Annotated in this window: 11 protein-coding genes and 1 tRNA gene; 3 read left to right on the top strand and 9 right to left on the bottom strand. The window is 56.2% G+C overall.

The features are described 5' to 3' along the window. The first annotated feature begins 18 nt into the window (after positions 1-18). Positions 19-1,584, top strand: coding sequence for an acyl-CoA dehydrogenase family protein (locus M7Q83_RS00750; RefSeq protein WP_298334355.1), 1,566 nt, complete (start codon positions 19-21; stop codon positions 1,582-1,584). Between the two features lie 145 nt (positions 1,585-1,729). On the opposite strand, the gene M7Q83_RS00745 is transcribed toward M7Q83_RS00750, so the two are convergent. Together M7Q83_RS00745 and M7Q83_RS00740 are read right to left on the bottom strand one after the other, a co-directional pair. Further along, the gene (locus M7Q83_RS00745; protein WP_298334353.1) at positions 1,730-2,686 is read right to left on the bottom strand and encodes an XdhC family protein; all 957 of its coding nucleotides are present in this window, start codon (positions 2,684-2,686) and stop codon (positions 1,730-1,732) included. Between the two features lie 10 nt (positions 2,687-2,696). Continuing rightward, positions 2,697-3,530 (bottom strand): aminotransferase class IV, encoded by an 834-nt coding sequence (locus M7Q83_RS00740; RefSeq protein WP_298334351.1) that lies wholly within the window; start codon positions 3,528-3,530, stop codon positions 2,697-2,699. Positions 3,531-3,561: 31 nt separating this feature from the next. On the opposite strand from M7Q83_RS00740, the gene M7Q83_RS00735 reads away from it, so the two are divergent. Continuing rightward, positions 3,562-3,948 carry a TIGR03618 family F420-dependent PPOX class oxidoreductase gene (locus tag M7Q83_RS00735; RefSeq protein ID WP_298334349.1) on the top strand — a complete coding sequence of 129 codons (387 nt, stop codon included), beginning with the start codon at positions 3,562-3,564 and terminating at the stop codon, positions 3,946-3,948. Between the two features lie 136 nt (positions 3,949-4,084). Further along, positions 4,085-5,269, top strand: a complete 1,185-nt coding sequence (locus M7Q83_RS00730; RefSeq protein WP_298334347.1) for an MFS transporter — start codon at positions 4,085-4,087, stop codon at positions 5,267-5,269. Positions 5,270-5,624: 355 nt separating this feature from the next. Here M7Q83_RS00730 and M7Q83_RS00725 read toward each other — a convergent pair. The 7 genes from M7Q83_RS00725 to M7Q83_RS00695 form a co-directional block, all read right to left on the bottom strand. Further along, positions 5,625-5,700, bottom strand: a tRNA-Glu gene (locus tag M7Q83_RS00725). 128 nt (positions 5,701-5,828) lie between these two features. Further along, the gene (locus M7Q83_RS00720; protein ID WP_298334345.1) at positions 5,829-6,833 is read right to left on the bottom strand and encodes a hypothetical protein; all 1,005 of its coding nucleotides are present in this window, start codon (positions 6,831-6,833) and stop codon (positions 5,829-5,831) included. Further along, positions 6,830-7,735: a cytochrome b N-terminal domain-containing protein gene (locus M7Q83_RS00715; protein ID WP_298334341.1), complete on the bottom strand. Its 906-nt coding sequence runs from the start codon at positions 7,733-7,735 to the stop codon at positions 6,830-6,832. The genes M7Q83_RS00720 and M7Q83_RS00715 overlap by 4 nt, the downstream gene beginning before the upstream one ends. Positions 7,736-7,970: 235 nt before the next feature. Continuing rightward, positions 7,971-8,984: a hypothetical protein gene (locus M7Q83_RS00710; protein WP_298334343.1), complete on the bottom strand. Its 1,014-nt coding sequence runs from the start codon at positions 8,982-8,984 to the stop codon at positions 7,971-7,973. After that, positions 8,981-9,886, bottom strand: coding sequence for a cytochrome b N-terminal domain-containing protein (locus M7Q83_RS00705; RefSeq protein WP_298334341.1), 906 nt, complete (start codon positions 9,884-9,886; stop codon positions 8,981-8,983). The genes M7Q83_RS00710 and M7Q83_RS00705 overlap by 4 nt, the downstream gene beginning before the upstream one ends. Positions 9,887-10,153: 267 nt before the next feature. Further along, entirely contained in the window at positions 10,154-11,341 is a 1,188-nt protein-coding gene (locus M7Q83_RS00700) for an acyl-CoA dehydrogenase family protein (RefSeq protein ID WP_298334339.1), read from the bottom strand. A gap of 78 nt (positions 11,342-11,419) precedes the next feature. Further along, positions 11,420-14,956, bottom strand: coding sequence for an EAL domain-containing protein (locus tag M7Q83_RS00695; RefSeq protein WP_298334336.1), 3,537 nt, complete (start codon positions 14,954-14,956; stop codon positions 11,420-11,422). Positions 14,957-15,074: the final 118 nt, after the last annotated feature.

Below are 15,074 nucleotides of genomic sequence, written 5' to 3'. Positions count from 1 at the left end.
GTGAGTACGGTTGGCACTATGGAACCGACAACAAGCCCACTCAGTTATGCCGTTGGCCTCAATCAGTATCTTGTGGATCCAGTCTTAACGAGAATCGCCGAGGGACTCATCGCACCTTCCTTCACGTCCCAACTCGTCGAATTGGGTGCCACCGTCGGCGATCACGTGTTACCGGTCGGCATCGAGATCGATCAGGCCCCCTCCATCGCGTTGATCAGTCACGATCTCGATGGCCACCGCATCGATCAGGCCCGCCTCACTACCTCCCATACCGCAATCTACGAACAACTTCGCCATGTCGTCTCAACGCCCTGGAGCAAAGCAGGTTTTATCGGCCATTTTCTCCAAGGTTACCTGATAGCAGACCCAGGCTTCTATTGTTTGCTGACGCTTACGACCCAGGTCGCAAGTGCACTGCAACTATTGCTCCCGGATTCCAGTCGCTACCTTCGACGACTCACCGATGGTCCAAGCTGGGGAGGAACCTGGTTCACGGAGACACATGCGGGAAGCGACCTAGCCGCCACCCGGACGCAAGCTCGACGAGACATAGACAAATGGCTCCTCTCCAGCGGGGACAAATACTTTGCAAGCGGAGCAGGCCTCACTGATCTCGCAATCACCAGCGCATATCCTCCGCATGCCAGCTCACTACGGGACCTCCATCTCTATCTTGTCGACAAATATACCGACGAAGGAGAGCTGAATTTCACTCTTCGGCGACTCAAGTCAAAACTCGCCACAAAGGCGATCCCAACCGGAGAAATCGAGCTCGTCGAGGCGCAGGCAACGCTGCTAGCTGGTGAGAATGATGGCATCTATCGTATTCTGCAAAGCCTCACCCTTGCCCGGACGGCGAACGCGATTGCGAGCGCTGGTGTGGCGAGAATCGCAACGATAGAGGCCACCCTCCGAGGAGAACGAAGGCAGGCCTTCGGACATCCTCTCAGGGAACATGCCCTCTTTGCTCGCGATCTCGTGATGTTACGCCTTGCCCATCTCGGTATCCTCTCTCTCGCCCTGCTGGGTGCTGAGACCTTCCAGGAGAGCTACGATTTCAGCGACCACAACGATGCAAACTACCTTGTACTCAGGCTGCTGAGTCACGCGACCAAGATCCACACCGCAAAACATTCCACCATCATCACCCAACAGGCAATGGAATGCTTTGGGGGCCTTGGATTTTTAGAGGAGTATGCTATCGCGCGTTGGCATCGCGAGGCACTAGTCCTGCCGATCTGGGAGGGGAGTGCAAACATCCATGCCTTGGACGCCGCTGAGGTGCTACGGCACCCTGAGGCCGCTATCGGAGTCAGAGCCCTGCTCACGAAGTGGGTACCACAATCGTTGCAAGGCCCAGTGCTCAAGAGCGTTGAGATCGCACTAGACGGCCTAGCTGGTGAAACGTGGTATCTAAAAGAATCCCTTGAACTCCTCGGAGAGTGTCTTGAGATCGCCGCTCTCGGGCGTTTTGCAAGCTATGTGCCCGAACTCGCCGATGTTGCAGAGCTACGCTGGAACGCCATGCAGACCCACAGCCTGCCTGCCTGGAAGTTACCCGAAGCGCTGCGACTCGCTGTTTGAGCCTCGTCTCGTTCTCGCTTCCGAGAGATCCAACCAACAATGCACACTGCTGTTCTGTTCCCGCCGATCGATACCGCCCTGAGAACGACCGATCGACCAAGACATCGCCTCCGCCAAAAGGGACGAGCTCTCTATTGAGGAACCGTCAGCCGTTGATTGGACCCGATCCGTCCCTCAGGCTTTCGCCCGAACGTCCGCGTAGCACACGCACCATCTCTGCAACAATGGCCATGGCGGTCTCCTCGGTACTGCGCGATCCGATATCGAGACCAGCCGGTCCATAGATCCGACTGAGCTGATCTGCGCACCCACAGTCGAGCAGACGTCGGCGGCGCTCTGTCTGTGTTCCCCGAGAGCCCAGTGAGCCGATATAGGCAACCTCGGTGGTGCACAATAGCTCATGCAAGAGTGGCGTGACTCGCTCATGATCATGGTCGAGCACGACCACGGCATCGCTACGACCAACCTGTGGGAAGCCATCAGCCTCGTCAAACCCCATCGCCTCGATACCGATGAGCTGAACCTGGGCGCTCAACGCCTCTGCAAGAACCCCCCCACCAACGATAACCAGCCGAGGACGGGGAAGGAAACAATGGATATGGAACTGCGCACCTTCGAGATTCAACACGCTCACCCCCGCATGGGCCCGCTCCAGTAGTCCGACTGCTGCCTGCTCGGTAGCATCGTCGGTGGTCTGGCCAAGTGCAACGACCCGTACTCGGGTCGGACGATCTTGGGAATCAAGTACGGTGACGAGCGCAAACGCTTTGCGCGCGCCAAGATAGGGCCCGATCTCCGAGAGCCAACCCCAAGGATGCACCATCACCCGCACCGATCCACCACACGCCAGTCCGTTGGTCACCGCTTGAGCATCACCGATCTCAGCCGTGATGGTACGGGGTTTGGCATCGTTGGGATCGGTCAGCAGGCGCGTCGCGATTTCCGGAGAAAGAACCGAACCGTACTGCTGCGAGTCCGCAATCACCATCAAATCGCTCGCCCGATCGCCGCCTCCAAATCCTCGTAGTTCAACGAGCCGCACAACCACTGCCTCCGGAAGGAGCCCCAGTTGCCCAAGCAGATTCAGTTCATCGAAGGTCACCCAACCACCTCTACGGGTCCAACTGTTCTAACATAAGATCGGCGAAGTAACGCTGGGCTTTCACCGTAATCGGTCCCGGAGCGTCGTCGAAGTGACGTTGATCGAGGAGCGCAACGCCCTGAACCATTCGCAGGGTTGAGGTGACGAACATCTCAGTAACCAACGGATCTGCGAGCATATCGAGGGGAATGTCCACCTCGCGAGCACCAACCCCTTCGAGTACGAGATCACGCGTGACCCCTGCTAGACAGCCAGCGCTTAACGGTGGGGTCAGAATGGCTCCATCTCGAACAAGAAAAATGTTGGATCCAGAGCCTTCGCAGAGATTGCCGAGGGTGTTGGCAAACAGCACCTCATCCGCGCCTTGTCCCCTGGCCCAAGCTAGGGCAATCACATTCTCGGCATAGGAGGTTGTCTTGAGACCAGCTAGGACACCACGTTCGTTGCGGGGCCAAGGAGCCAACGCAAGCGTCGTCGTAGCCGGTTCGAGCGAGATCGGCTCAGTTGCGATCACTGCTCTCGGTTGCAACTCGGTCGGCCGATGCGAGCCAAGGCCAGCATTGCCAGCAGTGTAGGTGATGCGAATTTTTGCATTCTCTAACCCATTCCGAATGACCAGCGCGTCGATTCCCTTGCGGAGCATCTCCACATCCGGTTCAGGAAGCCCCATGCCTCGAGCCGTCCGGCCCAAGCGACTGAGGTGCCTCGTGACAGCGAAGGCCTTGCCATCGACGACAACCAGAGTCTCAAAGGCACCATCACCACAGACGAGTCCATGATCAGATACCGGAATACCGGCATCGTCGGCCTCGTGAAGATATCCATCAATCCATACCACCGCCATGGCGTCAACCTCCTTGCGATATTCTAGTGGTATGCTTGATGCCGCTCTCGAAGCCCTCGTTCACCACAACAATTTTGCCAGTCTCACGACACTCACGCCCGCTGGAGAACCTCAGACGTCGGTCATGTGGATCGACTGCGATCATGAGCATCTCCTCATCAATACCGAAATTGCCCGAGCGAAATTCCGTAACATCTCACTGAATCCGCATGTCAACGTGTTGGTTTGGGAGCGCGAGAATCCTTACCACTACGTTGAGGTACGTGGTCTTGTCACAGCGACGACTCTCGGTGACCGTGCAAACGATCATCTTGAAGAGCTAGCAAGGAGATACACTGGCCAAGCATTTGCTGGCACCATCGAATCAGCACGTGTCATCGTCGAAATCACACCGACACGTACACGGATAGTCGATTGACGGACCACCAACACGATTGCGACTACAAGGACCGAGCCACGTCAATGACCAAGCTCGACGCCAACGGAACTGTCGAACCTTGAACGACCCTGCATCACGGCGAGACGATCAACATCGGCTCCGGGATTTGATCGTAGTGGGTTGGTCTCATGCAGGACAACATGCCTACGTTGCATCACTAGGAATCGCAATTCCCTACGTTATCGCGGCATTTCACACCGACTACGCCACGGTCGGCATACTGCTCTCCATCGCCGCGATTGCCGGAAGCGCGCTCCAGGCACTATCGCTTGTGGTACGGCGAACTTCGGCTCGTGTTCTCTTTACCATTCAAAATATCGGGTCAACGGTGGGAGCCGTCATTGCAGCCTTGGCGCCAGGCATCTATGTCTTCATGGCTGGTCGCCTGTTGCAGGCCAGCGCCGGATGGCCCCAACACCCCGTGGGGGGCTCGTATCTCGCTAACAGGTATCCTGCGCAGCGCGGCACCACGCTGAGTTGGCATGTTACCGCCGGGAACCTCGGCACGCTCCTTGCACCACTCATTATGCCCCTGGTCATTGTGACTTACGGCTGGCGAGCAGCGTTCTGGGCCCTCGCCATCCTCCTTGTCACGACCGTAGCGGTCGTCGCCATCTGGCTCCCCTCATCCTGGCATCGCATCACAGCACCCGACACCGTGGAGGATCAAGCTCATTCGGAGAGCGCCCCCTTCTGGCATCGCCTACGGACATTGATGACGCAACGTCCCGTTTTCGCTCTCCTTCTCGCCGGAACGATTGCTGCAGGCGGACAAGGAATCGGTATTGTTGGCGTCTACACTCCGGGCTACCTGCATAGCTCCCTCCACCTATCGGCACTAGGCCTGACGATCGTCTTAACGCTGTTATATGTCGGTGCCGTCATTGGTCCGATCTTGATGGGATCGATCGCGGATCGGAGCAATCATCGGTTCACATTGATCGCCAACTACGGACTGGGAGCGCTTGCCCTACTCGTTTTTGTCTTCGTCGGCCGAGAGCTGCTTAGCCTTGCTCTGGTGGGCATCGCCATTGGCATTTTCTCATATTCAGAGCTATCACTTCGCCAAACGGTCTTCGCTGACTACTTGCCCCCAGGTATGTCCCGTGCTGGCTTTGGAGTGTTCTTTACTGTCTCGCAGACGATTGGAGCGCTCTGGATCGCCATCATTGGCGTGACTGTCACCGATAGTGGCTTCCAAACTGCATTCATCCTGATGGCAGCGACCTTCATCGCTGCAGGTTGCGTCGTCATCTGGGGGACTCATAAGCGACCGGCCATCGCAGGAAACTCGACATAGGGCCTTGCGCTCATCGCAATGACTGAGACCCAAAACTGTCTCAAGCATCATCGAAAACTAGCATGTCCATCATCATCGATGTCCGGTTTGGAACCCTACCGAGATCCCACCCCCGTCCGAAACGCGGCGCTTGTGCCGATATCTTGGTCAACGCAACGGTCGAATAGGGAGATTCGTGTAGCCGCCGATAGTTCCCAAGAGTGATTGGAGGAGTCACCACAGCCAAAGGTGCTAGTGCGGGATCATTGCGCATGCCACGAAAAGCTCCACGTCGCCGTCACAGGCACAACACCCGTTCCACCTAGTCGAAGAGACCATTCCCAGAGCAATGACCTGCATATTCGCAGGTCATACTTGGCAGCCCCAACGGGATTCGAACCCGTGTCTCCACCTTGAGAGGGTGGTGTCCTAGGCCTCTAGACGATGGGGCCTCTAGGAGACTCGATCCACTATAATGGCTTCCGATCGAGCAACATGTCGTGTCTCTTACCACCATCCGTGGTACACCCGGGGACCGCCCCGCCATACGTCCCCGGCTCTACCATCTACAGCCAACAAATCAAGAGGGTCGTTGCGCTGGTACCTCTACCTTGGTGAAATCGGGGTCACGGTAGTAGTTACGCCAGATAAGACGATACAACGGGATCTTCTCTGGGATCTTGCGGAGTCCAGGAATGACCGGTACAAAGAGCAAGAGGAGGCTCAATACTGTCATGATGGCGAGGACCTCTACATCACCATTGCCCGAGGTTGACATCGGTGAGATCTGATACCACATCGTGTAGAGCCACATCCACGGCTGGCCGGGCCAGGATCCGGTCTCGTTCATCACGCCCCATTGGTTACCTTGTAAATGATCAACCGTGACAAGCTTGTTCCAGTAACTATTCGGTTGTGCCACCACAGAATCGCCGATGAACATCAAAGGATTCGTATAGTTCGTGGTATAAAAGCTCGACTGGGTCAGGAGTTGCGCATCAAGAGCGCCTGACTGCGCCATAGCGAGGAGATGACTCATCAGTGTGGGAACTGGCCCCGCCGAGGGCATCTGCGAGATAACGGCTGAGCTGCCGAGCGGAAGCTTATTGAGCTGTGCTTGGTAGTTGCTGACCCAGCGGTCCTCGGTCGCCTTGGGTGCCTGTTCATAGGTTGCGATAGCCGCCGTTAATGAAGGGAAGTCCGGCAGAGTCGACAGCGGGTTCAGCACAAAGTCCTTCGCCGTATTGAGCGGATACTTCACACCAAAGAACTTCTGGACCGAGATCGGACCAAGGGATTGTAACGAACCCGTCGCAGTATTGTACGGAGGTCCGTAGGTCGCGGTCGTACTCGTCCCGTTGAGCTCAGTCAGAGCGATGTCAACAAAGCCAACCGGCTGGGCCTTTGCCCACGACTGCACCGTAACCGGGGGGGCATCTGGCGACGAGAAGGTGATGGCGAGGAGAAAGACCAGGACGAGCACGATCCCGAATGCTATGGTCGCCTCCTTCAGAATATCATAATGGCGTAGCGGCCCGTGCCATGGTCGGCCATACTTACGTTCGCTTTCACTCCACCGACTCATTGCCCTACCTCCACTGTGCTCACTTCTTGGCCCTCTGCCGTTTCTGTCCTGGGGGCGATCGTTGCGTCACTACCGTTCTCACCAAGGTGAGCCGGCTCAGCACCAATCGGCGGAACAACACCGCGGATGCGAACCATCAACACATGAATCCCCACGATCAACACCAAGATGATCGGGACCAAAACGATATGGAGCATCAGTGCTTGGCCAAAGTTCATGGCGTTGAACAATGCGCCGATGCCGCCTGCGTTGAATGCATCCTTTGCCTCAAAGGCGATCCACTGGGAATCAAAGTTGGTCTGAGAGAGATACCCGGTGAAGGCCTCGACGATAGAGACTAAGAAGGCGAGCATGCCGGTCATCCAGGTCAGCCAGCGCTTGCCACGCCAGGCCGCCATCCAGAACTTCGCCCACAGATGCACGGTCATAAAGCCCATAAACAGCTCTACCGACCACAGATGAAGCGAATTAACGAAATGACCAATATCACTCAAGTGCCACCACGTTGGGCCCTCAATAGCGAGAACCATACCGCTGAGAATAGCCATGATTAACGCGCCAATGGTGAGCACGCCAAACACGTAGACCCACGATGCCACATACGATGGTTGACCATCTGGCAACAACTTATCAGGTGGCAGATACTTTAAACCGAGACGTCGACCATGAGCCGTCCAGCCCTCGGACTCATCGTCACCGCTGGCAGCGGCGGCTGGTTGGTACTTCTTGCGCTTGACCGGCTTGCCCTTGAGGAAGGGGAGACTGATAGCAAGAGCGAACAACACGACCAAGATCACGATAACGATAAAGTTCGCCATCGAGATCAGGATAAAACCCCAGTGAATGTAATGATCAGGATGATTAAGGTTAACAATCGCCCCGATGACTGGATGACCGTTCATGGCGGTATCCTTTCTAACGCTTGCGCGTAAATGACACACCCAACAACCGAGCTATCCACGGTGGAACAACTCCCAGCGTGAGCCTACACACAGGCGGGAAGAAGCGCTAGAGTCTTAAGTCACACAAAGTCGAGCCGTTAGAACCAGCCCTATCTCGGCCCACTGGCTGCTACGTACGCCGTAACAGCAACGAGGGCAGCATGGGGATGAACCCCGTGCTGCCCCGGTCGATCTCTCAGACCCGTTGCGCTGGTACGTCTACCTTGGTGAAATCGGGGTCACGGTAGTAGTTACGCCAGATAAGACGATACAACGGGATCTTCTCTGGGATCTTGCGGAGTCCAGGAATGACCGGTACAAAGAGCAAGAGGAGGCTCAATACTGTCATGATGGCGAGGACCTCTACATCACCATTGCCCGAGGTTGACATCGGTGAGATCTGATACCACATCGTGTAGAGCCACATCCACGGCTGGCCGGGCCAGGATCCGGTCTCGTTCATCACGCCCCATTGGTTACCTTGTAAATGATCAACCGTGACAAGCTTGTTCCAGTAACTATTCGGTTGTGCCACCACAGAATCGCCGATGAACATCAAAGGATTCGTATAGTTCGTGGTATAAAAGCTCGACTGGGTCAGGAGTTGCGCATCAAGAGCGCCTGACTGCGCCATGGCGAGGAGATGACTCATCAGTGTGGGAACTGGCCCCGCCGAGGGCATCTGCGAGATAACGGCTGAGCTGCCGAGCGGAAGCTTATTGAGCTGTGCTTGGTAGTTGCTGACCCAGCGGTCCTCGGTCGCCTTGGGTGCCTGTTCATAGGTTGCGATAGCCGCCGTTAATGAAGGGAAGTCCGGCAGAGTCGACAGCGGGTTCAGCACAAAGTCCTTCGCCGTATTGAGCGGATACTTCACACCAAAGAACTTCTGGACCGAGATCGGACCAAGGGATTGCACAGAGTCCGTCGCCGGATTGTTCGACGTATTGTAGGGTGGTCCATAGGTCGCAGAGTTACTCGTCCCGTTGAGCTCAGTCAGAGCGATGTCAACAAAGCCAACCGGCTGGGCCTTTGCCCACGACTGCACCGTAACCGGGGGGGCATCTGGCGACGAGAAGGTGATGGCGAGGAGAAAGACCAGGACGAGCACGATCCCGAATGCTATGGTCGCCTCCTTCAGAATATCATAATGGCGTAGCGGCCCGTGCCATGGTCGGCCATCCTTACGTTCGCTTTCACTCCACCGACTCATTGCCCTACCTCCACTGTGCTCACTTCTTGGCCCTCTGCCGTTTCTGTCCTGGGGGCGATCGTTGCGTCACTACCGTTCTCACCAAGGTGAGCCGGCTCAGCACCAATCGGCGGAACAACACCGCGGATGCGAACCATCAACACATGAATCCCCACGATCAACACCAAGATGATCGGGACCAAAACGATATGGAGCATCAGTGCTTGGCCAAAGTTCATGGCGTTGAACAATGCGCCGATGCCGCCTGCGTTGAATGCATCCTTTGCCTCAAAGGCGATCCACTGGGAATCAAAGTTGGTCTGAGAGAGATACCCGGTGAAGGCCTCGACGATAGAGACTAAGAAGGCGAGCATGCCGGTCATCCAGGTCAGCCAGCGCTTGCCACGCCAGGCCGCCATCCAGAACTTCGCCCACAGATGCACGGTCATAAAGCCCATAAACAGCTCTACCGACCACAGATGAAGCGAATTAACGAAATGACCAATATCACTCAAGTGCCACCACGTTGGGCCCTCAATAGCGAGAACCATACCGCTGAGAATAGCCATGATTAACGCGCCAATGGTGAGCACGCCAAACACGTAGACCCACGATGCCACATACGATGGTTGACCATCTGGCAACAACTTATCAGGTGGCAGATACTTTAAACCGAGACGTCGACCATGAGCCGTCCAGCCCTCGGACTCATCGTCACCGCTGGCAGCGGCGGCTGGTTGGTACTTCTTGCGCTTGACCGGCTTGCCCTTGAGGAAGGGGAGACTGATAGCAAGAGCGAACAACACGACCAAGATCACGATAACGATAAAGTTCGCCATCGAGATCAGGATAAAACCCCAGTGAATGTAATGATCAGGATGATTAAGGTTAACAATCGCCCCGATGACTGGATGACCGTTCATGGCGGTATCCTTTCTAACGCTTGCGCGTAAATGACACACCCAACAACCGAGCTATCCACGGTGGAACAACTCCAACGACTATCCTATGGAGTCACGGCAAACGATGTTAGGGACTTTGGTCACACAAGGATTGGGCGTTCAGACATTTCACAGATTCAAGGATACGAGTCGCATCTCTACCGCTATTCTGCGAGGTGTCACCGTCGGCCAACACACCCCAAAAGAGGGAGGTGCGAGATCGACTTCGGCATACTCACGACATGGTGATTATCCTGGAATCTGCGACCATGGCAACTCCTTGTCGGAACGTGGTTCACCAGGCAGCCCAAGCACGCGTTCACCCAAGATATTTCGCATCACCTCCGAGGTGCCACCTTCGATCGTATTGGCGCGGGATCGCAAAAATGCCTGTGTCATCGTCCGCGAGGAGGTGTCACCATGCACACCCGCAAACTCAGGGCGTCGCATGGTGTAGTCCGGATACAACAGCGAGGCGTCTTGCTGGATATCTATGCAATATTCGTAGATTTTCTGGTTGAGCTCAGCATTTGCGAGCTTCACCACCGACCCTTCAGGACCCGGATTACCCTGTTGTCGCTGCGCGGCGGCCCGCAAGGAGGTCAACCGGAGGGCCTCTGCGCTGCACCATAGTTGCATCAACTGATCGAGCCCGCTGCTCGGACTCCCCATGGTGCGAAAAGCTCCGATCGCCTCTGCGATAGCCCCACTACTTCTCGGCATTACCACACCACCGATCGAGGCTCGCTCGCTCATCAAGGTGGTGATCGCGACCGACCACCCCTTGCCTATATCACCAAGGCGCATCGTGTCGGGGATATGCACATCCGTGAGGTACACCTCGTTGAACTCTGCCTCACCGGTGATCTGTCGTAATGGCCGTACCTCAACACCCACTGCGCGCATATCCAAAACAAAATAGGTCAGCCCTCGGTGCTTGGGTGCTCCGGGATCGCTCCGTGCGACAAGCATTCCCCAACGAGCAACATGAGCGAGGGTAGTCCATACTTTCTGTCCGTTCAGGATCCATTCATCCCCATCACGAATCGCCCTCGTCGCCAGGGAAGCGACGTCTGACCCAGCTCCAGGCTCAGAGAAGAGCTGACACCAAATCTCTTCACCAGTAAAGAGCGGGCGTAGCAACCGTTGCCTAAGATCGACAGATCCATAGGTCATCACCGTCGGAGCTCCCATTCCCACGCCGATTGGGTTACTCGCAAAGGCGGGAGGGATATTCGCATTCGCCAGCAGCTCATCGATCACCCCTTGCAGGGCGGGACTCGCTGCAAGGCCACCGAGACCAACCGGATGATGTACAAAGGCGAGACCGCGATCGTATTGTTCACCACGGAATGCGATCCCCCCGACCCTCTCGAAATCGACCTCCTCGAGAAGCCGAAGCGTCGCTTGGCGTACCTCTTGCTCATCCGTCATCATCAATCGCCCTCCTGGCAGTCAGCCTAGCAAAGCGCGGGTGCTCCAGCAGAGCACCCGGATCAAATCACGGGTCGTAGCTCAACGCAGACAGTTCGCGATGTCATCACGAAGGGCCTTGACATGGCTGACCCAGTATGAGGCCAAGGCATGGTAACTCTCGTCGACTCCGGAAGGACGGTGAAGCTGTTCATGCATTGCCGCCGACGTGGCAAAGCTCGCAAGCTCTCCCCAACGACCGCTGCGCATAGCGAACCAATCGAAAAAGGCACAGACCTGGGAAGACTCCTCACGCCGTTGATCGAGGTGCTCAACCACCAAGGCATCATTGAGCAAGAGAAAATCCTCGACAGCGAAGACCCGTCCGGGGAAGTGTAGCAACTCGCCTCGACTGAGAACGACAAGCAGTGCTTCAAAGTCAGCGGGGCGCGAATAGAGGTACCCCTGCACCAACTGGCCACCCAAATGAATCCAGCGTGACAGTTCATCAATCGTCTCGACACCCTCTGCGACAACACGGATTCCCGCTATTCTCGCGAGAAAACTCAGTGAGCTCACGATCGCAAATGAGTTGACATCCATGCCAAAACGCGAGATGAAGGACCGATCGATCTTGAGTTCATCAACATCGAGTAGGGCGACATTGCTCAGCGAAGCGTAACCAGTCCCGAAATCGTCAACGGAGACCGCAACACCCACTGAGTGCAGCATACCGATGGTGGAACGCGCAGCCGCTAAGTCGTCAAGTGCGACATCTTCAGTGATCTCAACCGTGAAGTGCCATGGCTCCTCGGCCGCAAAGAGCGCTACATCCTGGGGGAATTGCCTGGAGAGGAAGTGCGACGGGGTCACATTAAGTGATACGTTGAGATCGGGGTATCCAGCGGCCGCAAGCCGGTGATGCGTAGCGAGGGCAGCTTGAATCGCATGATTGCCAAGCATACGTGCCAATACTGGATCGCTCTTCACCTCCTTCAGCACCGATTCGAGTGGCACTCCGTCCCAGCGCATCAATAGCTCGACACCGTTGATCAAGCCGGTCGTACCGTTGACTTTGGGTTGCAGCAAAAAATATAGCTCGCCACTCTCAATAGCAGCAGGAAGCCGATCACGGACCTGGCGGCGTAGCGCGATCGAACGTGCCACCATGCCTCCAAAAAGATAGGAACGTGCCTTACCGGCCCCCTTTGCCGCATAAAGGGCTTCATCTGCATGAGCAAGCAAGCTTGGATAGTCGCGTCCATCCGTCACCGACATCGCCCATCCCAACGATCCGGTGATGCGGAATTTCTCACCCGTGGTCGTTACGAGCCCCATGACTCGTTCTACAAGATCATCGACGGTGTGTAACTCAGCATCGGCGACGCAGAAACCAAACTCATCACCGCCAAGGCGAGAGACAAAGTCGTCACCAGTGATGAGTGACCGTAAACCTGCACCGAGCGCTTCCAAAAACTTGTCGCCAGCCCAGTGCCCCGCTGTATCATTCAACTCTTTGAAACCATCGAGATCAAGGATCCCAATGGCGACCTCTCGACCTGCAACTAGTAGATGGCGAACTTTTTCCTCGAATGCGAGCCGGTTATCCAGGCCGGTGAGCATGTCGGTTCGTGCCGCGATGCGTTGGACGTTTCGCTCCCGTTCAAGTGCCTGCTTGAGGTTCAAATCAGCGATCCCTTGCTCAATCATCTTGACCACCGTCTCAAGCAGTGAGAGCACTGCGGGAGTGACAGTGTTGGTGACCTGCGACATGACCGTGATAGCGGCAAAAACTTTGCCATCGCGATGGATGGGGAGCGACACCCCACAATTCCAACCAAAGGTTCGGAGAAAGTCGATCCACGGGCTTACCGTGACATCACCGAGTTCATCTTGGTTCCATACGACCGCATCACTCCGGATTGCACGCAACGCCAACGGTCCGCCGTCACCGACGAGATCCAGTGGCACCATGAGAGCGCCGACCTCCTCAGCTCCACGTCCTGCGCTGGCCAAAGGGACAAGTCGATTCATGTCTGGGTTCGGGACGGCGACCCACGAGGAGGTAAAGACACTCTCGGTCACCAACACGTCACAGAAGGACTGCAAAAGCTCGACCTCCGTGCGAGCAGATACCATAATCGAGGCGCTCTGGAGGACGGTCAGGGTCAGGTTATTGAGCCAACGGTTCTCCCACTCAGAACGATTGTGTTCCACCCGAGCGATGGCTTGTCGAATCAGCTCGTCGATCGAGTGCACGACATCTTCACCAATACCCTGATCCGCCTGATCATCGATAGCAAAGATGATCACACCTTGACTCCGACCACTCATCACGATTGGAAGCCGCAGCACAGCACTGCCATGAGCCAACAGGGCCGCCATCTCGTTGAGCTCGTAACTTTGGGAACGGCCGATCAGGCCGTTAGTCACGATCTCGCGCTGTGACCGAAAACACGTGACAGAGGGACCAGGCGGGCCGGTCTCGTCGGATACCGATATCTCAAGAGTAAGAAGCTCATCGCGGGCAGAGTCACTGAGTTCACCCCAAACTCCCGCGCAACGCAGCAAACCCGATTGTGTATCCAAGCAGAGAAGAGCAGCCTGGCTAATCGAGGTCTCCCCCACGATACTTTGGGCAACCTCCCCCATCGCCATTACCCAATCGGTCGTCATGGACAGTTGCAAGGCAATCTTGGCGTCCATGATGCGATCGAGCAACCGTCCATGAGCGAAAGCGGTTCTTGCCTCAAAAAGGCGACCCAGCTCCGATCCAAGGGCACCCATCATGTCCTCGATATCGACGGGCATCGGATCTGACTCTCTCCGGTACAAAGCCAGAGCGGCACTTCTGTTCAACGAGAGCGGGAAGGGCACGACAATGGCGGAGCCTAGCTCGTAGCGTTTCAGTTTGTCGATCCAAGGCTCAAAACGACTCTCGACGTCGCGAGAGCTCAAGCTGACGTCGCCAGTGCGCAAAGCGATACCCACAGGACCCTGGCCCCGTAGGTCATTTGGATCGGTTCGGAAATCAAGATCGGCTACATACTCGCGCCCATCGCCAACCGCTGCCACAATGGAGATCTTTTCGTCGAGCCCCGTCGCTGGAGTGCCGAGCACGGTGGCAAAATAGACCAGTGGCGCCTGCGTGGCCCGCTGCACCATCTCCACCAGCTGTTCTATTAGCAATGACTCCGGCATCTGCACATACCGATCAAACAGATTCGCCACCTCAACGATGGTCTGTTGGAGCGCCTCGCGGGCACTCCAAAGGCGCATACTCGCCTCGCTGGTGCACGCAAGGAGTTCCTTCTCGTGCAGCAAAAGCAGTGTCTGCTCCGACTCGTCGAGGACTCCAGCCAAGTCGGTACGATACAGCGAGTAGATGAGATCAATCCATGTTGGGCGGATATTCATACGGAGATGTACATCGCCAATGCGAGCAATCACCTCGTAGTCGATGCGATGCTCGGAGAAGAGCCGGATGAACTCCTCAGTGATCAGCTGAGCAATCCGATCTACCTCCGAGGCGTCACGCTCATGAAAACTTCCGAGGTCAGCCTCGAGGAGTTCGCGAAGCTTGGGCAGGAGCTGTCGCAACGCCTTAATCACTCTTCCGGGAACTCTGCGAGTCTCCAACCTTGACCCCTCAGAACTCTGGCACGCTGCTATCAGATCTGAACCGGACTCTGAATTTACCTCCATACCTCAGCCCCTCGGCAGCGCACACCATCTAAAACACCATAGGACACACGAA

The organism is Ferrimicrobium sp., assembly GCF_027364955.1.
Lineage (GTDB): Bacteria > Actinomycetota > Acidimicrobiia > Acidimicrobiales > Acidimicrobiaceae > Ferrimicrobium.
The sequence above is the reverse complement of the archived record's forward strand: the minus strand, read 5'-3'. Positions and strand labels throughout refer to the sequence as shown.

What these genes read in the sequence shown, in the direction of transcription:
- M7Q83_RS00715 (WP_298334341.1), bottom strand. Translation starts at nt 7,735, where the DNA reads ATGAACGGTCATCCAGTCATCGGGGCGATTGTTAACCTTAATCATCCT.
- M7Q83_RS00720 (WP_298334345.1), bottom strand. Translation starts at nt 6,833, where the DNA reads ATGAGTCGGTGGAGTGAAAGCGAACGTAAGTATGGCCGACCATGGCAC.
- M7Q83_RS00750 (WP_298334355.1), top strand. Translation starts at nt 19, where the DNA reads ATGGAACCGACAACAAGCCCACTCAGTTATGCCGTTGGCCTCAATCAG.
- M7Q83_RS00735 (WP_298334349.1), top strand. Translation starts at nt 3,562, where the DNA reads ATGCTTGATGCCGCTCTCGAAGCCCTCGTTCACCACAACAATTTTGCC.
- M7Q83_RS00700 (WP_298334339.1), bottom strand. Translation starts at nt 11,341, where the DNA reads ATGATGACGGATGAGCAAGAGGTACGCCAAGCGACGCTTCGGCTTCTC.
- M7Q83_RS00705 (WP_298334341.1), bottom strand. Translation starts at nt 9,886, where the DNA reads ATGAACGGTCATCCAGTCATCGGGGCGATTGTTAACCTTAATCATCCT.
- M7Q83_RS00710 (WP_298334343.1), bottom strand. Translation starts at nt 8,984, where the DNA reads ATGAGTCGGTGGAGTGAAAGCGAACGTAAGGATGGCCGACCATGGCAC.
- M7Q83_RS00740 (WP_298334351.1), bottom strand. Translation starts at nt 3,530, where the DNA reads ATGGCGGTGGTATGGATTGATGGATATCTTCACGAGGCCGACGATGCC.